The 23692-nt window shown below is 61.1% G+C and carries 19 protein-coding genes; 12 read left to right on the forward strand and 7 right to left on the reverse strand.

Features of this window, described 5'->3' with window-relative positions; translation table 11 throughout:
- Window positions 1–154 precede the first annotated feature (154 nt).
- The 8 genes from tssI to AACY13_RS05505 all read left to right on the forward strand — a co-directional run bounded on the left by tssI (window position 155) and on the right by AACY13_RS05505 (window position 11014).
- Entirely contained in the window at window positions 155–2230 is a 2076-nt protein-coding gene (gene tssI, locus AACY13_RS05470) for a type VI secretion system Vgr family protein (protein WP_339459845.1), read from the forward strand.
- Window positions 2220–2963 (forward strand): DUF4123 domain-containing protein, encoded by a 744-nt coding sequence (locus AACY13_RS05475; protein ID WP_339459847.1) that lies wholly within the window; start codon window positions 2220–2222, stop codon window positions 2961–2963. Before tssI ends, AACY13_RS05475 begins: the two co-directional genes overlap by 11 nt.
- Window positions 2960–7840, forward strand: coding sequence for an RHS repeat-associated core domain-containing protein (locus tag AACY13_RS05480; protein ID WP_339459849.1), 4881 nt, complete (start codon window positions 2960–2962; stop codon window positions 7838–7840). The genes AACY13_RS05475 and AACY13_RS05480 overlap by 4 nt, the downstream gene beginning before the upstream one ends.
- A 542-nt stretch (window positions 7841–8382) precedes the next feature.
- The gene (locus AACY13_RS05485) at window positions 8383–8712 is read left to right on the forward strand and encodes a hypothetical protein (RefSeq protein ID WP_339459850.1); all 330 of its coding nucleotides are present in this window, start codon (window positions 8383–8385) and stop codon (window positions 8710–8712) included.
- Between the two features lie 60 nt (window positions 8713–8772).
- The gene (locus AACY13_RS05490; RefSeq protein WP_339459851.1) at window positions 8773–9054 is read left to right on the forward strand and encodes a hypothetical protein; all 282 of its coding nucleotides are present in this window, start codon (window positions 8773–8775) and stop codon (window positions 9052–9054) included.
- Window positions 9055–9165: 111 nt separating this feature from the next.
- Window positions 9166–9477, forward strand: coding sequence for a hypothetical protein (locus AACY13_RS05495; protein WP_339459853.1), 312 nt, complete (start codon window positions 9166–9168; stop codon window positions 9475–9477).
- Window positions 9478–9584: 107 nt separating this feature from the next.
- Entirely contained in the window at window positions 9585–9974 is a 390-nt protein-coding gene (locus AACY13_RS05500) for a hypothetical protein (protein ID WP_339459854.1), read from the forward strand.
- Between the two features lie 122 nt (window positions 9975–10096).
- On the forward strand, window positions 10097–11014 hold the full coding sequence (locus AACY13_RS05505; RefSeq protein WP_339459856.1) for an ADP-ribosylglycohydrolase family protein: 918 nt from the start codon (window positions 10097–10099) through the stop codon (window positions 11012–11014).
- A gap of 190 nt (window positions 11015–11204) precedes the next feature.
- Here the strand turns inward: AACY13_RS05505 and gluQRS are convergent, their stop codons facing one another.
- Window positions 11205–12092, reverse strand: coding sequence for a tRNA glutamyl-Q(34) synthetase GluQRS (gene gluQRS / locus AACY13_RS05510; RefSeq protein ID WP_339459858.1), 888 nt, complete (start codon window positions 12090–12092; stop codon window positions 11205–11207).
- Window positions 12093–12155: 63 nt separating this feature from the next.
- Window positions 12156–12599 (reverse strand): RNA polymerase-binding protein DksA, encoded by a 444-nt coding sequence (gene dksA, locus AACY13_RS05515; protein WP_305623958.1) that lies wholly within the window; start codon window positions 12597–12599, stop codon window positions 12156–12158.
- A 207-nt stretch (window positions 12600–12806) separates the two neighbouring features.
- Between dksA and AACY13_RS05520 the strand changes: the two genes are divergently transcribed.
- Together AACY13_RS05520 and sfsA are read left to right on the forward strand one after the other, a co-directional pair.
- A complete protein-coding gene (locus AACY13_RS05520; RefSeq protein ID WP_339459863.1) occupies window positions 12807–13988 on the forward strand; it encodes a pyridoxal phosphate-dependent aminotransferase in 1182 nt (393 codons plus the stop codon).
- Complete coding sequence (gene sfsA / locus AACY13_RS05525) at window positions 13978–14685, forward strand: DNA/RNA nuclease SfsA (RefSeq protein WP_339459865.1); 708 nt, start codon at window positions 13978–13980, stop codon at window positions 14683–14685. The genes AACY13_RS05520 and sfsA overlap by 11 nt, the downstream gene beginning before the upstream one ends.
- Window positions 14686–14824: 139 nt before the next feature.
- Here the strand turns inward: sfsA and AACY13_RS05530 are convergent, their stop codons facing one another.
- From AACY13_RS05530 to bsrA, 3 genes are all read right to left on the reverse strand, one after another.
- A complete protein-coding gene (locus tag AACY13_RS05530; protein ID WP_339459866.1) occupies window positions 14825–16909 on the reverse strand; it encodes a TonB-dependent receptor family protein in 2085 nt (694 codons plus the stop codon).
- A gap of 449 nt (window positions 16910–17358) precedes the next feature.
- A complete protein-coding gene (locus AACY13_RS05535) occupies window positions 17359–18537 on the reverse strand; it encodes a glycosyltransferase family 4 protein (RefSeq protein ID WP_339459868.1) in 1179 nt (392 codons plus the stop codon).
- 58 nt (window positions 18538–18595) lie between these two features.
- Window positions 18596–19498: a LysR family transcriptional regulator BsrA gene (gene bsrA / locus AACY13_RS05540; protein WP_339459869.1), complete on the reverse strand. Its 903-nt coding sequence runs from the start codon at window positions 19496–19498 to the stop codon at window positions 18596–18598.
- 82 nt (window positions 19499–19580) lie between these two features.
- Between bsrA and AACY13_RS05545 the strand changes: the two genes are divergently transcribed.
- Window positions 19581–20702 (forward strand): SRPBCC family protein, encoded by a 1122-nt coding sequence (locus AACY13_RS05545; protein ID WP_339459871.1) that lies wholly within the window; start codon window positions 19581–19583, stop codon window positions 20700–20702.
- A gap of 4 nt (window positions 20703–20706) precedes the next feature.
- Here AACY13_RS05545 and cysZ read toward each other — a convergent pair whose 3' ends face one another.
- Window positions 20707–21459, reverse strand: coding sequence for a sulfate transporter CysZ (cysZ, locus tag AACY13_RS05550; protein WP_339459873.1), 753 nt, complete (start codon window positions 21457–21459; stop codon window positions 20707–20709).
- Between the two features lie 273 nt (window positions 21460–21732).
- Between cysZ and trxB the strand changes: the two genes are divergently transcribed.
- Complete coding sequence (trxB, locus tag AACY13_RS05555) at window positions 21733–22680, forward strand: thioredoxin-disulfide reductase (RefSeq protein WP_339459874.1); 948 nt, start codon at window positions 21733–21735, stop codon at window positions 22678–22680.
- Between the two features lie 343 nt (window positions 22681–23023).
- On the opposite strand, the gene AACY13_RS05560 is transcribed toward trxB, so the two are convergent.
- Entirely contained in the window at window positions 23024–23611 is a 588-nt protein-coding gene (locus tag AACY13_RS05560) for a putative glycolipid-binding domain-containing protein (RefSeq protein WP_339459875.1), read from the reverse strand.
- Window positions 23612–23692: the final 81 nt, after the last annotated feature.

Below are 23692 nucleotides of genomic sequence, written 5' to 3' on the forward strand. Positions count from 1 at the left end.
CCAGGCATCGTCCTGGCCGTTGCGTTTCAGCGCGATGGCCATGCAGAAACGTCGAATGCGCCCAGCCGCCAGTTCGATGCGCTCGTAAAATGGCTGGCCTATTCATGGATCGATAACTCCCAGAGCCCAGGCTCATGGAACGGAGGAACAACGAATGTTCGCCCCTGCCAACCAGACCCATTTCAGCCTGAGCATCGAAGGCCTCGCGCACGATCTGCAGGTGCTCGAATTCAGCGGCCGCGAGGCGATCAGCCAGCCCTTTGAGTTCGAGCTGGAACTGGTCAGCGAACGTCCCGACCTCGACCTGGAAAGCCTGCTGCACCAATCGGCTTTTCTGGCGTTATCGCAAGCCGGCAACGGCATCCACGGGCAGATCTACCGCGTCGCCCAGGGCGAATCCGGCAAACGTCTGACCCGCTACCACGTGACCCTGCGCCCGCAGCTGGCCTACCTGGCGCACCGCTGCAATCAACGCATCTTCCAACACCTGACGGTGGAGAAGATCATCAGCCAAGTGCTCGAAGAGCACGGCATCCAGGCCAACGCCTACCAATTCCAACTCGGCTCGATCTACCCCGAGCGCGAGTACTGCGTGCAGTACGACGAAAGCGATCTGCACTTCGTTCAGCGTTTGTGCGAGGAAGAAGGTATTCATTACCACTTTCAGCACAGCGACCAAGGCCACGTGCTGACCTTTGGCGACGACCAAACCGTCTTTCCCAAACTGGCACCCACCGCCTACCAGCAGGACAGCGGCCTGGTCGCCGACGACCCGGTGATCAAGCGTTTCGGCGTGCGCGTGGAAACCCGTACCAGCCGGGTGACCCGCCGCGACTACGACTTCGAAAAGCCCAAGTTGCTGATGGAGGCCGAGGCCAAGAGCGAGTTCGCCCCGGACCTCGAGGACTACGACTACCCCGGCCGCTTCGTCGAACGCGAGCGCGGCAAGCACCTCAGCCAACGCGCGCTCGAACGCCACCGCCACGACTTCGAACAGGCCCAGGGCGAGAGCGATCAGACGCTGTTGGTGTCGGGGCATTTTCTCGCCTTCACCGACCACCCACGCCCCAGCTGGAACGACCTCTGGCTGCTCAGCGAAATCCACCACGAGGGTAAACAGCCGCAGGTGCTGGAAGAGTCCATCACGAGCGCTCCCTCTCCCCTCGGGGGAGAGGGCTGGGGTGAGGGGCAAACAGGCACCAACGATTTCATCCAAGGCTACCGCAACCATTTCACCGCCACGCCCTGGACGGTGCCGTACCGCCCCAACCTGGACCACCCCAAGCCGCGCATCCTCGGCAGCCAGAGCGCCGTGGTCACGGGACCTGCCGGCGAAGAAATCCACTGCGACGAATACGGCCGGGTCAAAGTGCAGTTCTTCTGGGACCGCGAGGGCCAGGCCGACGACAAGACCAGCTGCTGGCTACGGGTATCGTCGAGCTGGGCCGGCGACCGCTACGGCGCCATCGCCATCCCACGTATTGGCATGGAAGTGCTGGTCACCTTCCTCGAAGGCGACCCCGACCAGCCGCTGGTCACCGGCTGCCTGTACCACAAGGAACACGTCGTCCCCTACGACCTGCCGGCGAACAAGACCCGCAGCGTATTCAAGACCCTGAGCAGCCCAGGCGGTGGCGGCTACAACGAAATCCGCATCGAGGACAAAAAGGGCGAGGAGCAGATCTACATCCACGCCGAGCGCGACTGGGACGAAAACATCGAGCACGACCAGAAGATCCGCATCGGCAACCAGCGCCACGACACGGTCGAGGCCAACAGCTACAGCGAATTCAAAGCCGAAGAACACCGCACCACCCACGCCGACCGCAAAAGCGAGGTCAAAGCCAACGACCACCTCAGCGTCGGCAACAACCAGCACATCAAGATCGGCACCGGCCAATTTATCAACGCCGGCAGCGAGATCCACCTCTCCAGCGGCCAGAAAGTCGTGCTCGAAGCCGGCAGCGAACTGACCTTCAAAGCCGCCGGCAGCTTTATCAAACTCGATGCCGGCGGCATCACCCTGGTCGGGCCGATCATTAAGTTCAACTCTGGCGGCGCACCGGGCAAAGGCTCGGGCGCAGCGCCGATTCGGCCGGGCAAGGTCAAAGCGGCGGATACGGACAAGGCAGGTGCTCTGTTAACGCCTGCACAGATTCAAACGCTCAAGCGCAACGCGCCGTTCTGTGAAGAGTGCGAGAAGTGCAAGGACGGTGCCTGTGCCATCTAAGCGCCTGAGTGCCCGTGACTGGCTGAATAGCCAACCCCGCCACGGCGACAGCCACCTCTACGTGGTGATGAGCAGCGCCAGTGACGTCAACCCGCTGCACGCCTATTACCAGCAAGAACTGGCCGTTGCGCCGCTGCCCATCTGGGACGGCACGCCCTATGCGGACTGGCAGGCGGTGATGCCGTTTCTTGGCGAGCTGCAAGCTGACAGCCCTTTCCTCGACTGGATCGAGCAGGCGGGCGAAGAAGACTGGGGCTGGCTGGCCAGCTCGCCTTACCCGGCACAAACCGTGCTCGACCACCTCAAGGGCCTGACCCAGGTGCGCATGCCGGATGCCAGCGAGGTGTTCTTCCGCTTCTGGGATGGCCGTCATCTGCTGCCGATCCTCAGTCAGCTGGGCACCAAGGCCGGCGAGCTGCTGCCGGTATTCGACCGTTACCTGATCAACGGCCAGGCACTGGAAGTCACTCTACCAGCGCTGACACCGGCCAAGCCCTATCCCTGGTGGCAAGTACCGGCGGACTTGCTCGACAAACTGAACGAGCAAGACCGCACCCCGCTAGTCGACAACCTGATGCAGTGGCTGCGTGAGGATCACGCCGAGCTGTATTTCGCCTTTCCCGAGCCCAACCTGCGGCTGAAGACCGAGCACTTCGTTCGGCACGGCCAGCACACGGAAGACACTTTAGCTGGGCGCTTCAAGGCCCATTTGGAACAGGAACTGACTCGATGATCAGCAACGTCCTTTATGGCTCGTTCATGCTCCACGGCCTGACGGTGCAGGAACCCGACGCAGCCAAGATCATTGGCGACTTCAAGCGCAACAGCATGGAGCGCTACAAGGACCTGGCCGACAGCCTGCTGACCGGCTGGGCGCTCGATGCCCAGCAGAAGTTCAGCATCGGCGACGAGATCAAGCCGATCAAGGCCGACAAAGATAAAACCGGGGCGATCAGCGCCTATGCATCCTGCCCCGCCAACGGGCAACTCAAGCTGCTGCATGCGTTCGATTCCGCCAACTTCGTGCCCATCGGCAATACGCCCTTCGAGGCAGTGCAGCAGCTCTCGATCTTCAGCGGCCAGAGCCCGCAGAAAATTACCGGTACTCTCGATGCCAACGGCATGGGCAGCATCAACGGCTGTATCCCCAACAGCCAGTACCGCATCCGCTTCTACCCCAACGTCAGCCAGCGCGAGGTCGATACCCTCTACGCCTCCTATGACGGCGTTATCAGCAAGCTGCACGACTGGCTGCAGGCGGAATGGAGCGGCAGCATCGCCGCGCAGTGGAAGCTGCTGGCACCGGTTGGTGACCCCAAACGCCTGGCGCAGATCAGCAAGGCGTTTGTCGATGGCATGGGTAAGGCCCTGATGGCGCTCTGGGACGACGTCAAGATGTTGTTCGAGATCCTTACCAATCTGGATAAGTACTACGACAAGCTGCTGACGTTTATCTCCGAAGCTGATTTCCAGAAGCTCAAGGCCCAGGCCAAGGACTTGATGCACACCCTGCTGATGATCGTCAGCGACGAGCCGCTGATGTTCCTCTACGCCTCCGCAGTGGTGTGCTGGGTGCAACTGCTGCCGCCTACCACCGTGGCGGAGCTCACTGGGCAAGTCCTTACCGGCCTGCTGCTGGATATTCTGCTGGGCATCGTCCTGACCGGCGGTGCCGGGCTGGCTGTGCGCTATTCGGTCAAGGCGACCAAGGGGCTCAGCAACGGAGCCGCCGGGCAGCTGAAAAAAGCCGTGCAGACCCTGATCGACGTGAGCACCAGCCATGCGCTCAAACCCCATGCCGAGGCGGTCAAGCCGCTGGCCGCGCGCGGCGAAGTGCTGGTCAATAGTTCGCAAAAGACCACGCTGCAGGTCAAGAGCCCGGCCCAGGGTATCGACCTGACCGAGCCGGATACCCTGAGCGTGAAACGCGGCAAGACGCAAAACACCCGGGTGACGAAAGCGGAAGCGGTGGACGATGCCTCGACACCGGCGACAACCCCCAACGATAAAGCGGCGGACAGCGCCGACAAGACCTGCACCGACAAATGCCCGGTGTCGATGGTGACCGGTGAGGAGTTGCTGACCCTTACCGATGGCGAACTGGACGGCCTGCTGAGCTTTCCCTGGAGCCGCCTGTACCGCACCAGTGCCGCAGAGATCGACTGCGGGTTGGGCTATGGCTGGAGCCACAGCCTGGCGCACCGCCTGGACCTTGACGGCGAGGAGCTGGTCTGGACTGATCATGAGAACCGTCGCACGCGCTTCCCAATACCCAGCCAACAGCGCCCGGCGATCACCAACCGCTTGTCGCGCGCCGCCATCTATCTGGGCGATGACCCCGCCGAGCTGATCCTCGCTCAGGCCGGCAAGACGCCGCGCTTCTATCATTTCCGCCGCGACGCCCAGGGCGGTTACCTGATTGCCATCAGCGATGCCTACGGCAACCGCATCAACCTCGGCCGCGATCTGGTGGGGCGCATTCAGCGCCTGAGCAACACGGCGGGCCGCTCCCTGCTGTTGCGCTACGAGGGCAAGCATATCGTTGCGGTGGACTATCAGGTTCAGCGCGCCGCGGACAGCGAAGAGCACAGCTGGCAGACCGAACAAACCCTGGTGCGCTACCGCTACAACGCGCAAGGGCAATTACTCGAAGCCAGCAATGCCCTCGGCGAGACCGAGTGCTATCGCTACGACGAAGACAACGTCATCCTTGAGCGGCAGTTGGCCGGCGGCGCGGCCTTCTACTGGGAATGGCAAGGCGCAGGCAAACAGGCTCGCTGCGTGAGGCACTGGGCCAATTTCCAGCAGATGGAAGCGCGCTATGTCTGGGGCGACAAGGGCGGCGTCACGGTGCTCAACGCCGATGGCAGCGAGCAAGTCTATGTGCATGACGAGAATGCCCGGCTGATCAAGCAGGTCGACCCGGACGGTGCACAAACCCTCAAGTCCTACGACGACAAAGGCCAACTGATTGCCGAGCAGGATGCCCTCGGCGGCGTCACCGAATACCGCTACGACGAGGCCGGCCGCCTCACCGCCGTGATCCCGCCGGAAGACCAGCCGATCGCCTACGAATACCGCGACGGTTTCGTCAGCGCGGTGCAGCGCGGCGAGGCGACCTGGAAATACCGGCGCAACGCCCAGGGCGATATCACCGCGCAAACCGACCCCCACGGCCACACCACCCGCTACAGCTACGACGCCCAGGGTCGCCTGCTCGCCATCAGCCACCCCGATGGCAGCACGCACAAACTGACCTGGAACCCGCTGGGCCAGTTGATCGAGGAACAGCTGCCGAGTGGCGGTGAGCGGCGCTACCGCTACGACGCCCAGGGCCGGCAGATCACCCGCCAGGTCGAAAGCGGTGCCATCACCCAGTACCAGTGGGATGCCGTGGGTCGTCTGGCGCAAATCACCCTGCCCGGCGGCTGCACCCGCGCCTTCAGCTACAACGCCTACGGCAAGGTCACCGGCGAGCGCGACGAACTCGGCCGCGTTACTCGCTACGAATACGCCGACGGCCTGCATCTGGTCAGCCGGCGGATCAACCCGGACGGCAGCCAGCTGCGTTACCGCTACGACAATGCTCGTCTGCTGCTCACCGAGATCGAGAACGAGCGCGGTGAGCACTACAAACTGGACTACCACCCCAATGGCCTGATCCAGCGCGAAACCGCCTTCGACGGGCGCAGCACCGCCTACGCCTATGACCTCAACGGCCACCTGATCGAGAAGAAGGAGTTTGGTGACAACGGCAGCGAGCTGATCACCGCCTACCAACGCGACGCCGCCGGACGCCTGCTGGTGAAAACCCTGCCGGACGGCGAGCAGGTGCATTACGCCTACGACGCCCTCGGCCGCCTGGTAGGTGTCGACGACGGCCAGTGGCCGCTGGCCTACCGCTACGACCTGCAGGATCGCTTGATCGAAGAACACCAGGGCTGGGCCACGCTGCGTTACGAGTACGACGCCCTCGGCCAGCTCAGCCATTGCCGTCTACCTGACGGCAGCCGCCTGGACTACCGCCACCAGAGCGGCGGTACGCTCGCCGCGATCGACCTCAACGGCCAGTCACTGACTGCCCACCAATTTACTGCGGGCGGGCGCGAACAGTACCGCCAGCAGGGCGCGCTGCTCAGCGAATACCAGTACGACGAACAAGGCCGCCTGCGCGCCCACAGCCTGCGCCAGGAACAGCAACGCGTGCTGCAGCGCAATTACCGCTACGACGCCAACGGTAACCTGGCCGGCATCGACGACTCGCGCAAAGGCAGCAAGAGTTTCCACTACGACCCGCTGGATCGCCTGGTGGCGGTGCGCGGCGACACCCCGGAAAGCTTCGCCCACGACCCGGCCGGCACCCTGCTGGCACAAAGCAGTGCCGTCGCCGACGACCGCGCCAATGTCAAAGGCAACCGCCTGCTGATGCAGGGCGACCGTCACTTCGACTACGACGCCTTCGGCAACCTCATGCGTGAACGCCGCGGTGCCGGTCAGCGGCTGATCACCGACTACCGTTACGACAGCCAACACCGCTTGATCGGCGCCAGCCTGCCCGACGGCAGCCAGGTGAGCTACCGCTACGACGCCTTCGGCCGGCGCATCGCTAAAGTCGTCGACGGCAAGACCACAGAGTTTCTCTGGCAAGGCGACCGCCTGATCGCCGAAAGCGACCCCGAGCAGTACCGCAGCTACATCTACGAACCCGGCAGCTTCCGCCCCCTGGCCATGCTCCAGGGCAAGGGTAAAGAGGCCGAGCCGTTCTACTACCAGCTCGACCACCTCGGCACCCCGCAGGAACTCACCAGCGCCGCCGGTGAGATCCTCTGGTCGGTGAAATACCGCGCCTACGGCAACGTCGCCAAACTGGAAATCGCCGAAGTCGACAACCCCCTGCGCTTTCAGGGCCAGTACTTCGACGCGGAAACCGGCCTGCACTACAACCGCCACCGCTACTACAATCCCAACACCGGCAGCTACCTCACCCCCGACCCGATCAAGCTGGCGGGTGGACTGAATAACTACCAGTATGTGAACAACCCGACGGGGTGGGTGGATCCGTTGGGGTTGGCTGGGGTGAAGGGGGATTGTCCTAGAGGTGATCTGCCGCCGATTTCCCAAGAAAAAATCGACGAGATAGTTACTCAACCTAAAGGGAAGAGACCCGCTCCGGAAACATATTTGCCGAAAAGCTATATAAATTCACATTTGGATGAGTTCAGTGGTGGCTCATCAAGAATTGTTTTGAAAGATGCTTATGAGCAATATGGTATTGGTAAGCCTGATACAGGCCGAACTGAGTATGTAAGTACAAAAGATGATATAGACTCCTTGTTAAAAGAAAGCGATGGGGATGTTGGTCGTATTTCAGAGTCCCTAGGGATACCCCGAGAGCAATTAGGTAATGGTTCGCTCATTCGGATTGATTTTCTAGTTACTGATAAATATCGACCAGAAATGCCATCAGGTAACGAGTTTGGAACTAACCCGCAGTGGATTCCTGGAGGTAAACTCCCTACCGGAAAGTCTGAGGCCATTCTTAAAACAGAAGGCATGGGGAAAGACGTCGACTACATCGCTACGGATATAGGGTCAGGAGAGAAATTATGAGTACGATAGAGCTTCTACATAAAAAAGACTGGGATTTCAATTTGTATCTGCTTGATGGGAGAAAAGTCATTACTGTGATTTTCTTTGACCAAATAGATTATCCTAGGACCTTCTTGCTGGATGGTGATGAGTGCAGTCTTAGTATTGAGCAAACAGCCGAATTATCTGAGCATATAAGGAGTAATTACTCATTGTATATTCATCGGGAGATTACTCCTCCCGTATTTCAATAAATAGCGCGTCGGTATATGTGGGGCGTGTAGTTCGGTCCTGTTAATGGTGTTGATCCGATCTTGAGTTTTATATTTGGGTTGTGTCTGGCTGGGCGGAATGATATCGAGATGTATGGGGGGCAAGCAAGGTGTTGTAATGGTTTAAAAAATGGAGTGGCAAAAACGCGTGCGGAGAAAGCTGCCAGTTGGCAATGACATGTTTGAAGGTCTGGGCAATCATCTCCTTGAGAGTGCATCTGAGATGCTTGTTGGTTAAGTTCCTACGACTGATTCGCCAAATGTCTTTACTACAGCAGAGGTGCCCGCTAAATGAATGCAGTCAAAGTATATGTGACAAAGTCAGATGGCAATTTTGTTAGAGTAAAAATCCTAGATGCAAAGATAAAAGGTAAATTAGTAGATATTGGATTTATAAATGATGTTGGCTTAAATGAATACAAGATAGTAACTCTAGGTGATGAGAAAAAAGCTGAAATCTTTAGCAGATTGAGAGATATGGATGTTTGTTTCTCTGATGGAAGAGAGTGGTGTCCATCTGAAGTGTTTGAGCATCTTCGAGATACTGGCCTTCTCAGTGGGAAATTCACAATGATTAGCTGGACCGCTCCTAGTGAATTTTTCATTACCACTGACAAGTAAAGCCTACATTGTTGCTGGAGTTGAGTGTAGTTCGGTTATTGACTTTTATTTTGGAGTCTTATGCCGATAAGTCAATGTGAGCTTCATGGCATAGCCGTGCAGTGCGGTTTCAAAATAGTGCAGTTTTCTGATCATCCAGATTTTTTCTCCTCTTGGTCGATTACTGTCAATAAAGGTGGACATAACTATCTGATTGAGCACGAAGGACGAGACGGGTGGTTAATATTTTATCGTGAAAATACGCCAGCCAAATTCGAAGAGCTCGATAAAAAGTTCTCGCATGCAATGTCTGATCATGAAAAAGCAAATCAATGCGAGGCATGGTTGTTAGCCGCGAAGTAGGCTGAAGCAATTTAACTATAGCTTGCAGCCTTTACTAAAAATTCGAATGGTGAAATCAGTAAGTAGATTTCTCATCTAGGCTTCGGAAATGGATGTCCGCCAGAATAACTAATGAAAGAATTCTATGTGATAGCGCAGAAGACCGTTGATCCGGTGCTTCCAAATAGCCCAGATTGGCCAAAAATTATTGGCTATTGCTATGAGGAAAACACTTTTTTGTTTATTGAGGGCAATGGTCATGGGTTTAATGGGGCGGTACTAGAGGAATCACTTGCAAGAGAGGTCAGATGGGGCGGATTATTTACAGAGCTGGATGCCCACTGGTTTATAAATTTAATAGATAATACAGGGCTCCCTAGTAAAGATGTTTTTGTCAAGCAAATAAAAACAAAATTAGGTGCCGTAGAAGTAATAAAGTCTTAACAGGGGCGCTGATCAGATACTACCGAGCGACGAGGCGGAAAACCCCATGCCCAGAGAGGTTGTTCTGGGTGTAACGCCAAGTCAAACCCATCTCTCAAGTGAAAATCATGGGATCTAAATACATAACTATAATTAATAATCGGAATGTCGAGGCTGCAGAGGTTCTCTATGAGACTGACCCAGTAGCCTTGAGTGTCCATTTTGCTGACGGCTCCTCTATCAAAAGCTCTGGCAGTAATCTTTTTGAATGTTTCTCACAGATAAGAGCGTCGCTGCCAAACATAGTGTTTTTGTGTAAGGGAGCAAAGAGAAATGTGTATCCATCTAGAATGTCGTCACAGATGGCTAATGGGCTATTAGCCTATGAATTAAAGCTGGGCGAGCAAACGTTGAAAAAAGATATTGTAAATATATTCGATTACGACGAATCAGATATCGTTAAGGGGCCGGAAGAGCAAGCAGATTTTTTCAAGAAATGGCTCGGTTCGTTAAAGTAATATTCTAGCAAATGATACTGGTCGGGCGTTGCGTATTGATCCTACGGCCCATCATTGAAGGCTTATCCAGGTTGGCCCGGTAGCACCATAATTCGACTCAACCAGACCATGGACAATGACAGATGACACCTGGCCTTTCAGATCGCTACGCAGGAAGCTTGCTGGGCTTGGCTTGCGGCGATGCAGTGGGAACATCAGTGGAATTTTGTCCCCGCGGTACGTTCAGCCCGCTCGTAGATATGGTCGGAGGAGGCCCATTTAATCTTGTACCGGGCCAGTGGACTGACGATACATCAATGGCCCTATGCCTTGCGGAAAGCCTGCTGACGAAGAATGGCTTCGATGCCAAAGATCAGATGGGACGGTATCTCAACTGGTGGCAATGGGGTTATATGAGCTCCACAGGCGAGTGCTTTGACATAGGTAATACAGTCAGGCAAGCGCTCCTGAAGTACCAGCAAACGAATCAACCCTTTGCCGGTTCCATAGAGCCAGATACAGCTGGCAACGGCTCACTTATGCGTCTCGCTCCTGTGGTGCTTTTCTACTACCCATCCCCTCATGAAGTCGCCAAATTCACAGTGGCAAGCTCATGCACAACCCACTCTGCCCCAGAAGCGACCGAGTGCTGCCAACTGCTCGGAGAGCTGATCGCCAAGGCTTTGTCAGGCAAGTCCAAGACCGAAATACTCGGCGCTTCGCAGACAACCTTTAGCGAAGATAAGGTTCGCAGCATCGCGGCTGGGGAATATATGCCTAAGACCCGCGAGCAAATTGCTGGCACGGGCTATAGCGTTGCCTCGCTGGAAGCGGCGTTATGGTGTTTTTGGCGTTCGGAAAGCTTCGAGTCGGCCATCCTGGAAGCGGCCAACCTTGGCGATGATGCTGATACCACCGCAGCGATAACCGGTCAGTTAGCCGGCGCGTTCTATGGCGAGTCGGGTATTCCTGCTCAATGGCTTGAGAAGCTGTATATGCGGACGGAGATTAAAGAGATGGCGGTGGCGCTGCTTCATGCCGCCAAGTCTAGGCAGGCCTGATTTCTGTAACAGCCGTCAGCCCACTCCGGTCGGGCGCGCACAGGCAGCAGGGCTGCCTGTGCGGCATCAAAAGCTTGGCTATCGCCGAGCACGGCTTCAATCACGGTCGCCGGCTAGCGACCTCTGCAACTTCGTCGCCATTTAACCCAGCCCAGCCACAAATCAAGATCCGACCAGAGCACTCCGGCTCTTAGCGCAGCTGCGCCTCGGCCAGGGTGCGGGTGCGCGGGATGCGTTCGGCGTTCCAGTGCTGGCTGGCCCAGTGCAGCAGTTCCTGTGGCTGACCGTAGGTTGCGCCTTCCGGCACTGGCTGGCCGAGGGTGCGCAGGGCGCGGATCAGCAGGGGAGTGGCCTGGTCGGCCGGTAGCGGTGGCGAGCGGTAGGATTTGCCTAGCTTGTGGCCGTCGGGCTGGATGATCAGGGGTACGTGCAGGTAGCGCGGCTGCGGCAGGCCCAGCAGTTGTTGCAGGTAGAGCTGGCGCGGGGTGGAGTCGAGCAGGTCGGCACCGCGCACTATGTCGGTTACACCCTGCCAGGCATCGTCAATCACTACTCCAAGCTGGTAGGCGTATAGCCCGTCGCGGCGCTGGATCACGAAGTCGCCGACTTCGCGGCCCAGGTGCTGGCTGTAAGGGCCCTGTACCCGGTCGGTGAAGCCATAGCTCCGTTCGGCTACGCGCAGGCGAATCGCTGCATTGGCGCGAGGATGCCCGGCCCCCCGGCAAAAACCCGGATAGATACCCTGATAGCCTTCCAGCTGCTTGCGCGAGCAGGTGCAGGCATAGGCCAGACCGCGCGCCAGCAAGTCATCGACCAGGGCGGCATATTCGGCATGTCGGCTGCTCTGGTGCACCAGTTCGCCATCCCACTGTAAGCCGTAGCTTTCCAGGGTTTTGAGAATGGCGCTCTGCGCGCCGGGGACTTCCCGGGGCGGGTCGAGGTCTTCCATGCGCAGCAGCCAGCGGCCATTTACTGCGCGCGCGTCGAGGTAGGACGCAAGGGCTGCGACCAGTGAGCCAAAGTGCAGGTAACCGCTAGGGGTGGGGGCGAAGCGGCCGATATAGGCAGGTGTGTTCATTTGCCGTGGCACACACAGGGAGACAGAAACAACAGAGGGTGCCGAAGCACCCTCTGGGTCAGATCAGGAACCGATCTGTTTTTCCTTGATTTCCGCCAACGTCTTGCAATCGATGCAAAGGGTGGCGGTGGGGCGGGCTTCGAGGCGGCGGATGCCGATCTCGACGCCGCAGGAATCGCACCAGCCGTAATCGTTGTCTTCGATCAACTGCAGGGTTTCGTCGATCTTCTTGATCAGCTTGCGCTCGCGATCACGGGCACGCAGTTCCAGGCTGAATTCTTCTTCCTGGCTGGCGCGGTCCGCTGGATCGGGGAAGTTGGCCGCTTCGTCCTGCATATGGTGCACAGTACGGTCGACTTCCTGCATCAACTCAAGCTTCCACTTGTTGAGGATGCCGGTGAAGTGGGCGCGCATCGGCTCACCCATATATTCCTCGCCCTTTACTTCTTTATAGGGCTCGAAACCACGAGTCAGTTGGCTGCTTTTTGCTTTTGCTTTGGTGGGCATGGATGACCGCCTCTCACTCTCTCTAATCCACTGCGCAGGACGGTGTCCCTTGCCGATCCTACGTCGAGTAGAACTGGCCCTGCGGCTGCAAGCGGGCGAACTTACCAGATCGACTCGCACGGCGCCACTCCCTGTTGTCGTGGTGACTGACGTTTCGCCCAGGCCTTGGTTTAGAATCCGCGCCTTAATCCATTTGAAGGCAGCTCCATGGCCCCGTCCTACAGTGCGCGCAGCCGCGCCATAGAACCTTTTCACGTGATGGCGCTACTGGCCCGCGCCAATCAGTTGCAGGCTGCAGGCCATGATGTGATTCACCTGGAAATCGGCGAACCGGACTTCACCACCGCCGCACCCATAGTCGCCGCGGGCCAGGCCGCCCTGGCCGATGGCCATACCCGCTACACCGCCGCGCGCGGTTTACCGGCCCTGCGCGAGGCGATTGCCGGCTTCTATGCCGAGCGTTATCGGCTAAGCATAGACCCTGAGCGGATTCTGATTACCCCTGGGGGCTCGGGGGCCCTGCTGCTGGCCACCAGCCTGCTGGTCGACCCCGGCAAGCACTGGCTGCTGGCCGATCCCGGTTACCCCTGCAACCGCCACTTCCTGCGCCTGGTGGAGGGCGCGGCGCAGCTGGTACCGGTGGGACCCGAGGCGAACTATCAGCTGACCGCCGATCTGGTGGCGCGCTATTGGGATCAGGACAGCGTTGGTGCGTTGGTGGCGTCACCGGCCAACCCGACCGGCACGCTGTTGGCCCGTGACGAGCTGGCGGGGCTATCCCAGGCGTTGAAAGCGCGGGGCGGGCATCTGGTGGTGGATGAGATCTATCACGGCCTGACCTACGGCGTGGACGCCACCAGCGTGCTCGAGGCGGATGACGAGGCCTTTGTGCTCAACAGCTTTTCCAAGTACTTCGGCATGACCGGCTGGCGGCTCGGCTGGCTGGTCGCGCCGTCTGCAGCGGTCGCCGATCTGGAGAAGCTGGCGCAGAACCTCTATATCAGCGCGCCGAGCATGGCCCAGCATGCCGCGCTGGCCTGTTTTCAGCCGCAGACCCTGGAGATCCTCGAACAGCGCCGCCATGAGTTCCAGCGCCGCCGCGATTTCCTGCTGCCGGCCCTGCGCGAGCTGGGTTTCAAGATCGCCGTGGAGCCGCAGGGGGCGTTTTACCTGTACGCCGATATCAGCGCCTTCGGGGGCGATGCCTTCGCCTTCTGCCAGCACTTTCTGGAGACCGAGCACGTGGCCTTTACCCCGGGCCTGGATTTCGGTCGCCATCTGGCGGCGCAGCATGTGCGTTTTGCCTACACCCAGGATCTGTCGCGCCTGCAACAGGCGGTTGACCGGATCAAACGTGGCCTGAACAGCTGGAAGCACGATGCGCTTTGATCCCCCCCTCGAAGAAGGACGACTGCTGCGCCGCTACAAGCGTTTTCTCGCCGATATCGAGACCGCCAGCGGTGAGCTATTGACCATCCACTGCGCCAATACCGGCTCGATGCTCAACTGCATGAGTGAGGGCGCGCGCATCTGGTTTAGCCGCAGCAATGATCCCAAACGCAAGTTGCCGGGCACCTGGGAGATTGGCGAAACGCCCCATGGCCGCCTGGCGGTGATCAACACCGGGCGCGCCAATGCCCTGGTGGAGGAGGCCCTGCGCGGCGGACTGATTGCCGAGCTGAACGGCTTTACCGGCCTCAAGCGCGAAGTGCCTTACGGTCAGGAACGCAGCCGTATCGATTTCCGCCTGGACTATCCAGAGGGAGCGGCCTTTGTCGAAGTCAAAAGCGTCACCCTGGGCTTTGCCGACAGTCGTGTTGCCGCCTTTCCCGATGCGCGCACCGAGCGTGGCAGCAAACACCTGCGCGAACTGGCCGCGCTGGCCCGCGCCGGCACCCGTGCCGTGCAGCTGTATTGCGTGAATCTGACGGGTATCGATGCGGTGCGCCCGGCCGCGGAAATCGATCCGGCCTATGCCGCCGCGTTGCGTGAGGCGGTCGATGCGGGTGTTGAAGTGCTGGCCTATGGCGCGGCTATCAGCGCGCAGGAGGTACGGCTGGTCAGGCGTCTGGATGTGCTGCTTTAAATGCCTGCTCCGTGGTGGCTGGGGCTTGATGGGCGTCAGGCACCGCCCGTCCGGGCCGTCGATGACGGCCCGGGGCGGCTGGCAGGCGTAGGCGGGACGGCCCCCCTGGGGTAAGGGGCCGAGGTGCGAAGGGTGCGGATCAGAAGCGGTAGTTGACGCCCAGGGTCAGGGTGCGGCCGGGTGCCGGCTGGCGGCCCCAGGGGCTGGTGTCGATACCGCGGAAGTAATACTGGCGGTCGAACAGGTTGCTGACCCCGGCGGAGGTGGTCAGCAGGCTACCGTCGTCGAGCTTGAACTCGCGCTCGATGGCGGTGTTCCACAGCCAGTAGGCGGGCAGCTCGCCGACTGTCGCGGCGGCATCCTCGGCGTGGCTGTTGGCCGCGTCGGTGTAGGCGCTGCTGACGTAGAGACCGTCGAGGGTATAGGTCCAGTTTTCGGCGAAGCGGTAGCGGCCATCGACGGTGAGCTGGTGTGCAGAGGCGAAGGGCACTTCGTTGCCTTTGAACTCTCCGCTACGCTGTTCGCTGTCGAGGTAGGCATAGCCGGCGTGCAGATCGAGGGTCGGCAGTACGGCCGGGGTCCAGAACACTTCGGTTTCGATGCCCTGATGGCGGGTGCTGCCGAGGTTCTCGAAGCGGTCGTTGCTGCGGTTGTATTCGATCTGGTCGTCGAAATCGATGCGGTACAGGCCGAGGTCGACGCGCAGGCCGTTCCAGGGTGTGTAGCGCACGCCGCTCTCGTAGTTCCAGGCCAGTTCGGCAGCGACATCGCCGTCCTTGACGATCGAGGTGATCTGCGGCAAACGCAGTGAGCGCTGGGCGTTGGCGTAGACGAACCACTGGTCGGTGAGCTGGTAGCCGGCGCTCAGGCCGGGCAGCCATTCCTCGGCGACGGTTTCGCGCTCGACCCCGCTGACGCCATCGGCATACTCCATGCGCGCGTGTTCGTAACGCACGCCGGGGGTCAGGGTCAGGCGATCGTCGAGCAGCTTGATCTCGTTGCTCAGGTAGACGGCTTTGGCCTCGTCGTCGAAGGTCCAGTCGCGGATCACGCTGTGCGCGCCGCTGCTGAGGTTCTCGCGGTTGACCTTGAAGTCGACGTCTTCCTTGACCAGGCGCGCGCCGAGCAGCCAGGTCTGGCTGACGCTATCGCCGTCGATGCTCAGGCTCAGGCGCGGCTCGCTGCCCCAGACGCGGAAGTCGCGCGGGGCGTCCTGAAAGGTGGTCGGTTCGGCATCCGGGGTGAAGGGCAGGCCGACTTGGAAGTTGCGATAGCTGTGATGGGCGAAGTTGCTCCAGCTGAATTCCACCGCATCGAAGGGGCCGATGGTTCCCAGGTACTGGCTGTAGGTGCCCCAGACGCGGTCGGTATCGCCTTCGAAACGGTCGAGGTCGCGGGTCGACTGGCGCGGGTCGTCCTTGTAATCGGCGACGCTGAGGGCTCCGGCCAGGTCCAGGTCGGCGATATAGCGTTGCACGCCGAAGCTCAGGCTGCGGGTGTCGTCGATGTCCCACTGGCCGCGCAGGCGATAGTTCTGCACTTCGCTGTCGGAATGTTCGCGGCCGTATTCGCCGCTGACGGTGTTGAGGTCCAGTTGCAGGCCGAAGTTGTCGGTCAGGTAGCCGCCGGTGCCGATGTAGCTGTCCCACAGGCTGCGCCCGCCGGGGGCGAAGGTGGCCTTTTCCTGCAGGGTGGTTTCCCAGGTGCGAGGGATCGGCTTGCTGATCAGGTTGATCACCCCGCCGACGTTGTTCGGCCCGTACTGCACCGCCGCGCCGCCACGGACGATATCGATGCGCTCGACGGTGGCCAGGGTCTGCGGGAACAGCGAGAGGCTGGTCTGGCCATAGGGTGCCAGCGACAGCGGGATGCCGTCGGAGAGCACCTGGGCGCGGCCGCTGCGGCTCTCGTACAGACCGCGCACGGAAATCTGCGGCAGGGCACCGGTGCCGGTCTCGTCGAATACCTTGATCCCGGGGACGCGCTGCAGGGCGTCGTCAAGGCCGCGCACGCTGGCTTTGCTCAGGTCTGCGCTGTCGACCACGCTGCGGCTGCCGGCATAGGTGCGCACTTCTTTATCGCTGGCGCTACTCAGCACGTCGCCTTTGATGACCATCGGGGCGAGGACTTTCTGTGGGCTGGTTTCTTCGGCGCAGGCTGCATGGCTGATGGCCAGCGCCAGGAGGCTGAGTGGCAGGGAAAACAATCGAACGGTCGGGGTCATGGGCACTTCATCAAGGTTCAGAGATGGATTTCAGGTCATGCAGCCGCGCCTTCAAGGCGCTGTGCAGCAGGCCAGGGTCTTCGCCGGCGAAGGCTGCGGACACCCTGGGCGTGCAAAGTGTCGGGGTGCAGCGGGGCGGGACGAGGGTGCAGCGTTGAGCGGGGGCGCAGGCCTCTTCGCCATGGTGTTGGCGGGCGAGGGCGGAGCAGTGATGGGTCATAAGGTCTGCAGCGGTTTTATTTACATTACCAAATGGTAGTTCTTATCATTTGGTAATGTAAATCTGTTTGTGGTCGCTTGATCTTGTATGACCCGTTCTGGGTGTGCGTCCCGGTGGCAGAGCCATATGCTTTGTGAGGCGATCGTGCAGGCATCTATGGCCGCCAACTCGCGCCCAGTGGGTGCGCTGGGTCAAGGCGGCTGGGGCGCTATCGGCCTGAAGACACCGCTTAGGGCCGCGAATGCATGACGGGCATGTCGTTGGTTGGCTGCATGGCGCTGCGCAGGTGCTGTTCGAACAGTTCGACTATCGCCGCCCAGCCTTGCCCGGCGGCGTGCCGGCGGGCATTCAGGCGGGCCCGGCGCAGGCCTTCGGCATCGTTCAGCAAGCCGTTGGCCGCCTGGATAAAGCCCTGCTCGTCCTGCGCGCCCGCCAGGGCTCCATTGTGGCCATGGCGGATATGCTGCGCCGCCGCGGCCTGGTCAAAGGCCACCACGCCAAGTCCCGAAGCCAGGGCCTCGAGCACCACGTTGCCGAAGGTTTCCGAGAGGCTGGGGAACAGGAACAGGTCGCCCGAGGCGTAGTGCGCGGCCAAGGCTTCGCCGCGTTGCAGGCCGCAGAACAGCGCCTCGGGAAGTTGCTGCTGGAGGCTGGCGCGCTGCGGCCCGTCGCCGACCAGGATCAGTTTCAGCCGCCGCTGCGGGTGCGCCTGTTGCAGCGCCTGAAAGCTTTTGCTGAGCAGGGCCAGGTTCTTTTCCGCGGCCAGGCGGCCGACATGCAGGATGGCGATATCGCCTTCTGCCAGCCCCCAGTTGGCGCGCAGTCTGTCGCAGCGTTTGGCCGGGTGAAACAGCTGGCTGTCGACGCCGCGCGCGAGCAGTTCGAGGCGCTCGAAGCCGCGGCGCTGCAACTCGATCTGCTGACTGACGCTGGGCACCAGGGTCATCTGCGAGCGGTTATGAAACCAGCGCAGGTAGTTGGTCAGTAGGCGGGTTAGCAGGCCGACGCCGTAATGCCCGGTGTACTGCTGGAAGTTGGTATGAAAGCCGCTGACCACCGGGATCTGCAAGCGCCGCGCGGCGCGCAGGGCGGACAGCCCCAGCGGCCCCTCAGTGGCGATATACAGCACATCCGGACGCTGTCGCTGCCAGCTGCGCAGCAACTTGTGCATGGACGACTGGCCCCATTGCAGGCCGGGGTAGCCGGGCAGCGGCCAGCCACGGGTCAGCAACAGTGCCTGATCGGCTGCGCCGTGCGGGTCGCTGTTCTGTCGTGGACGCACCAGTTGCACGCAGTGGCCGCGGCCACGCAGGCCCTCGACCAGGCGACCGAGGGTGTTGGCCACACCGTTGATTTCCGGCGGGAAGGTTTCGCTGATCAGCGCGATATGCAGGGAGGCTGTAGTCATGGCAGCAGTGTCGGCCGCTGTTATGTAGTGACTGTGACGTTTGGGTTGCGCTTGTGTTTCAGTCGAGCAGCTCGATCAGCTGCTGGCGCAGCCAGGTGTGCGCCGGGTCGAGGTGCTGTTGGCGATGCCAGATCAGGCTGACCTGCACCGGCGGCATATCGAAGGGCAGCGCCGCAATTTCCAGCGCGTGCACCGGGGCGAAGGCCTCGGCCAGGCGCGCGGGCACGGTGCCGAGCAGGTCGGTCTGGGCGACGATGGCCGGGATCGGCAGGTAGTTGGGCAAGTGCAGCGCCGCCTGGCGGCGCACCCTGGCTGAGCCGAGGACGATCTCCAGCGGCGAGCCCCGCCCGGCGCGCGGTGTCACGCTGATATGACGCGCTTGCTGGTAGTCGTCCAGGCTCAGCCCACCGACGAAAGCCGGGTGACCGGCGCGACCGATCACCACCAGCGATTCTTCGCGCAGGGGCGCATAGTGCAGGTCGGGCGCTTCGAAGTGCAGGTAGTCGATGGCCAGGTCCAGCGCGCCGCTTTCCAGGCGTTGCACCAGGCTGTCGGCATCATCGGTTTGCACCAGCAGCTCGACCTGCGCGGCGACTCGCGCCAGATGCGCCTGCAACATGGGCAGCAGCGCGGCCTGGGCATAGTCGTTGAGCGACAGGCTGAAGGCATGCGGGGTCTGCGGGTCGAAGGGCTCGGCCGGGCCCAGACCGGTCTGCAACAGGCGCAGGGCCTGACGCACCGGTACATACAGGGCCTGGGCGCGGGCGCTGGGGGTCATGCCGCGGGCGGTGCGCAGAAACAGCTCCTCGCCCAGTTGCTGGCGCAGGCGGGCGAGGGCATTGCTCACCGTCGACTGACTCAGGTGCAGGCGCTCGGCGGCGCGGGTCAGGTTGCCTTCCTGCATCAGCGCGTCGAAGACCAGCAGCAGGTTGAGGTCGAGTTGGCGCAAATTCGTTATCAAGAATAATGCTCTTTTTAAATATCCATTATTCGAATGATCTGACCGGGCCTAGACTGTTGTCAATCCGCACAGGAGCCTTGCCATGGCCTATAACAACGACAATGCCCAGGCGTTCCGCACAGGCTATCGGGCTGCCATCCATCCGCTGTACAACCCCTGGCTGCATGCCGCCTTCGTGCTGGCCTACGGCCTGACCTGCCTGGGCCTGCTGTGGCGGACCCTGGATGCGGTGCCGGCCTGGCAGTGGCTGCTGGTGCCGCTGAGCCTGGTGTTCTTCAGCTGGGGCGAGTACCAGGTGCACAAGCGCCTGGGGCACAACAAGACGCGCTTCGGCCAGCTGTTCTACAAGCGTCATACCGGCGATCACCACAGCTTCTTCGTCGAGGGCCTGATGCGTTACGAGACGCCGCGCGACTGGCGGGTGATCCTCTTTCCGGCCTGGCTGATCGTGCTCTACAGCCTGCCGCTGCTGGGTAGCTGGTGGTTGTTGGCACAGATCGACGGCAACCTCGCCGCGCTGTTCGCCGGTAGCATGCTGCTGGGCTACATGGCCTATGAGCTGGTGCATGCCTGCGAACACCTGCCGGCCGAGCACCCGGTGTCGCGCCTGCCGTGGATTCGCCAGATGCGCCGCCTGCATGCGTTGCATCATCGCCGTGAGCTGATGCAGTCGCGCAACTTCGGCATCGTTCACCCGCTGATGGATTGGCTGTACGGCACCCTGCACTGGGAAGCAGAGGCGACCCATAAACAGAATCGCCAGCAGCATCGCGTGCATATCGCCCGTTCAGCCGATGAGGTGCTGAGTTATGCCGCCGCCCCGGTCCACTGGCCCGAGTGGCACCCGTCGTCGTTGCGCATCTACGGCCGCGATGGCGCGTTGCTCGCCGGTGAAGTATTTGAGGAGGACATCCACGCCGGCGGCCGTAGCGGCCATCTGCGCTGGGACGTACTCGACTACCAGCCGGCCCGCCGCTGGCAGGCCAGCGCCCGTGGCGATCACGGTCTGGCGCTGCTGCTGACCTACGAGTGCATCGAAGTGGAGGGCGGTTGTGAGTTCGTGCGCACCCTGGAGTACGGCTTCGACGGCATGCTGATGCGTCTGGCCAACCGCCTGCTGCTGGGGCGGCGTATCGAGCGCGAATCCCTGGCATCCATGCAGGCGCTGCGCGCGGTGCTCGAGCGCAGCCAGCCCGTAGAGTGAGAACTTAGGGAGTGGGCGTGAGCGCCTGCTCCTGGCGTTCACGCACCCAGAACACCGTGGCACCGGCCACTGCCGCCGGCATCATCAGGATATTCAGGCCCGGCACCAACAGCGCGGCGTAGGTAATGCCGCCAAAACCCAGGCTCTGCCAGCGCTTCTCACGCAGCCAGGCGAGCATGTCCTGCCAGCTCATCTTGTTGTTGTCCGCCGGGTAGTCGATGTACTGGATGGCCATCATCCACACGCCGAACAGCAGCCACAGCGGCGCGGCGATCAGGTTGACCACCGGGATAAAAGTCAGGATCAGCAGACCGATGGCGCGCGGCAGAAAGTAGCCCAGCTTGCGCATCTCGCGGCCCAACGTGCGCGGCACCATGGCTGCCAGCTCGGCCCAGCTGAACGGTGGGAAGTCGTCCTGGCCGCGTACCACCACCTCGACCTTTTCCGCGAGAAAGCCGTTGAAGGGCGCGGCGATGATATTGGCCAGCAGGGTAAAGGTGAAAAACACCATCAGCAGTACCAACACCACGAACAGCGGCCAGAGCACGTATTCGAGAAAGCTCAGCCAGCTCGGCAGGTTGGGCATAAAGGTGTCGACCCAGCCACCGAACTGCTGCACGGCAAAGCCGATCAGGGCGACGAAGAGCAGCAGATTGATCGTCAGCGGCAGCAGCACGAACAGACGCAGGCCGGGGCTGAGGACCAGCTTCAGGCCTTCGCTGAGGTACTGCGGGCCGGTGAGCACGGGGGCAGGCATGGGGCGGTCTCCGCGAGATAAAAGTCGCGCCGACCTTACCGGCTTTGCCGGTCAGGGGAAAGCGTCGGGGCGTGATTGCATGCCCGTGGCGGGCTGTCATAGGGCGCGTCTATGTAGGGAATTGCTAAAGGGTATTTCCTCTATGACGCGCGTGCCCCTAGGCTGCGCGGCATTGTCGGGTTTTCCCTGTTATCGGGCTCCTGTCGCGTGTGTCTGTCCCTGAGCGACGGGGGCCCCTTTTATTACGCCGGCCGTGCCGGAGAGGAGTTAACGATGTCTGCCACTCGCCATGCCCGCGTGATCATTCTGGGTTCCGGCCCTGCCGGTTACAGCGCTGCCGTGTACGCCGCCCGGGCCAACCTCAAACCCTTGCTGATCACCGGCATGCAGGCCGGTGGCCAACTGACCACCACCACCGAGGTGGACAACTGGCCGGGCGATGTCCACGGCCTGACTGGCCCGGCACTGATGCAGCGCATGCAGGAGCATGCCGAGCGCTTCGAGACCGAGATCGTCTTCGACCACATCAATGCCGTGGACCTGGCCGGCAAGCCTTTCACCCTGGTGGGTGATAGCGCCACCTACAGCTGCGATGCGCTGATCATCGCCACCGGAGCCAGCGCCCGTTACCTGGGCTTGCCCAGCGAAGAGGCATTCATGGGCAAAGGCGTATCGGCCTGCGCCACCTGCGACGGCTTCTTCTACCGAAATCGCGAAGTGGCGGTGGTCGGTGGGGGCAATACCGCGGTGGAAGAGGCGCTGTACCTGGCCAATATCGCCAGCAAGGTGACCCTGGTGCATCGCCGCGAGACCTTCCGTGCCGAGAAGATCCTGCAGGACAAGCTGCAGGCGCGGGTCGCCGAAGGCAAGATCGTGCTCAAACTCAACGCCGAGGTCGATGAGGTGCTGGGTGACAACATGGGCGTGACCGGGGTGCGGGTAAAGAACAACGATGGCAGCAGCGATGAGCTGAAAGTCGATGGCCTGTTCGTCGCCATTGGCCATACGCCGAACACGACGTTGTTCGAGGGCCAACTGGCCTTGAAGGATGGCTATATGCAGGTCAGTGGCAGCCGCGACGGCAATGCCACCGCCACCAGCGTAGCGGGCGTGTTCGCCGCCGGCGACGTGGCCGATCATGTCTATCGTCAGGCCATCACCTCGGCCGGGGCCGGCTGCATGGCGGCGCTGGATGTTGAGCGTTATCTCGACGGTCAGTAAGGCTGTAACTACCCAACGCCTCGATGTAAGCCGCAATGCCGCTCACTTGGATCAAGTGAGCGGCATTTTTATGCCTGGGGCGGGAACCTAAGGTGATGGCGAAACCTCGTGGGAGGCGCTTCAGCGGCGAGCTTTATAGGGGTTGTATCGCGGCTGCGGCTGCGGCTGCGGCTGCGGCTGCATGGATGCAGGAGGTAGGGCCGCACCCGCTCCCGGCGGGCCTGCGGCATTCACCACATCCATGTGGATCGCGAAGCAGGATGCCAGAGCCGAAAGCCCCTCCCACACCAGGTCTGCATCTATCTGGAGTATTGCGATAGGCCCGGGGCCTTTCTGCGACTTCTCAGACCCAGGTATTGAGCCTGAGATCCCGCGAGCTCAGGCGCAGGAACTGGTCGCTGGCCTTGACCAGCAGGGCGTGTTCGTCCACGGCCAGTTCGCAGCTCTGCAGGCCTTCGGGGTCGCTGCGGTACAGGGTGGTGTCGCCTTCCTGGCGCAGGTGCTGGTAGCGCTGGCCGCGGGCTTCGATCTTGAGCGTCAGCAGGTCGACATAGGCCACCTGCAGCTGTTCGCTCTGGCCGTTTTCCAGGGCGCAGCGCTGCAGGGCCGGGGTGTGGGTAAAGGGCGAGTCGGAGAGCATGACCTGCTGGCAGTCTTGCAGGTCGGGTCGTGGTTCGCCGTTATGGAACCAGTTGCCACGTATATCGCGCTTGAGGTCGATGCGCCGTTGGCCGTGATTGTCGACTTTCAGCCACAGGCGACGAAAGCGCCAGCGCGGGTCGCAGTTGAGCACATAGGTGGCGGCGATGCTGTGGCCGCGCAGGCTCTGCATCAGGTGGCTGGTGGCCTGGATGCCGTTTTCGTCGATATTCAGGCGCAGGTTTTCCACGCCGGGGTTATGCCATGGTTTCCATACCAAGGTCTGCTGCATGCACGCGACTCCAAGCCAGCTAGGGTTGGGGGCAGGGAGGTCGCGTACGGCCGTGAGGCTTGGCACAAGCACCTTCCCTGG

The sequence above is a fragment of the Pseudomonas sp. EA_105y_Pfl2_R69 genome, assembly GCF_963970915.1.
Classification (GTDB): Bacteria; Pseudomonadota; Gammaproteobacteria; order Pseudomonadales; family Pseudomonadaceae; genus Aquipseudomonas.

Coding starts and splice junctions, on each gene's coding strand:
- sfsA (WP_339459865.1), top strand. CDS start 13,978: ATGCGCTTTGATCCCCCCCTCGAAGAAGGACGACTGCTGCGCCGCTAC.
- AACY13_RS05480 (WP_339459849.1), top strand. CDS start 2,960: ATGATCAGCAACGTCCTTTATGGCTCGTTCATGCTCCACGGCCTGACG.
- tssI (WP_339459845.1), top strand. CDS start 155: ATGTTCGCCCCTGCCAACCAGACCCATTTCAGCCTGAGCATCGAAGGC.
- AACY13_RS05535 (WP_339459868.1), bottom strand. CDS start 18,537: ATGACTACAGCCTCCCTGCATATCGCGCTGATCAGCGAAACCTTCCCG.
- AACY13_RS05490 (WP_339459851.1), top strand. CDS start 8,773: ATGCCGATAAGTCAATGTGAGCTTCATGGCATAGCCGTGCAGTGCGGT.
- AACY13_RS05530 (WP_339459866.1), bottom strand. CDS start 16,909: ATGACCCCGACCGTTCGATTGTTTTCCCTGCCACTCAGCCTCCTGGCG.
- dksA (WP_305623958.1), bottom strand. CDS start 12,599: ATGCCCACCAAAGCAAAAGCAAAAAGCAGCCAACTGACTCGTGGTTTC.
- AACY13_RS05485 (WP_339459850.1), top strand. CDS start 8,383: ATGAATGCAGTCAAAGTATATGTGACAAAGTCAGATGGCAATTTTGTT.
- cysZ (WP_339459873.1), bottom strand. CDS start 21,459: ATGCCTGCCCCCGTGCTCACCGGCCCGCAGTACCTCAGCGAAGGCCTG.
- AACY13_RS05505 (WP_339459856.1), top strand. CDS start 10,097: ATGACACCTGGCCTTTCAGATCGCTACGCAGGAAGCTTGCTGGGCTTG.
- AACY13_RS05545 (WP_339459871.1), top strand. CDS start 19,581: ATGGCCTATAACAACGACAATGCCCAGGCGTTCCGCACAGGCTATCGG.
- gluQRS (WP_339459858.1), bottom strand. CDS start 12,092: ATGAACACACCTGCCTATATCGGCCGCTTCGCCCCCACCCCTAGCGGT.
- AACY13_RS05495 (WP_339459853.1), top strand. CDS start 9,166: ATGAAAGAATTCTATGTGATAGCGCAGAAGACCGTTGATCCGGTGCTT.
- AACY13_RS05520 (WP_339459863.1), top strand. CDS start 12,807: ATGGCCCCGTCCTACAGTGCGCGCAGCCGCGCCATAGAACCTTTTCAC.
- trxB (WP_339459874.1), top strand. CDS start 21,733: ATGTCTGCCACTCGCCATGCCCGCGTGATCATTCTGGGTTCCGGCCCT.
- AACY13_RS05500 (WP_339459854.1), top strand. CDS start 9,585: ATGGGATCTAAATACATAACTATAATTAATAATCGGAATGTCGAGGCT.
- AACY13_RS05560 (WP_339459875.1), bottom strand. CDS start 23,611: ATGCAGCAGACCTTGGTATGGAAACCATGGCATAACCCCGGCGTGGAA.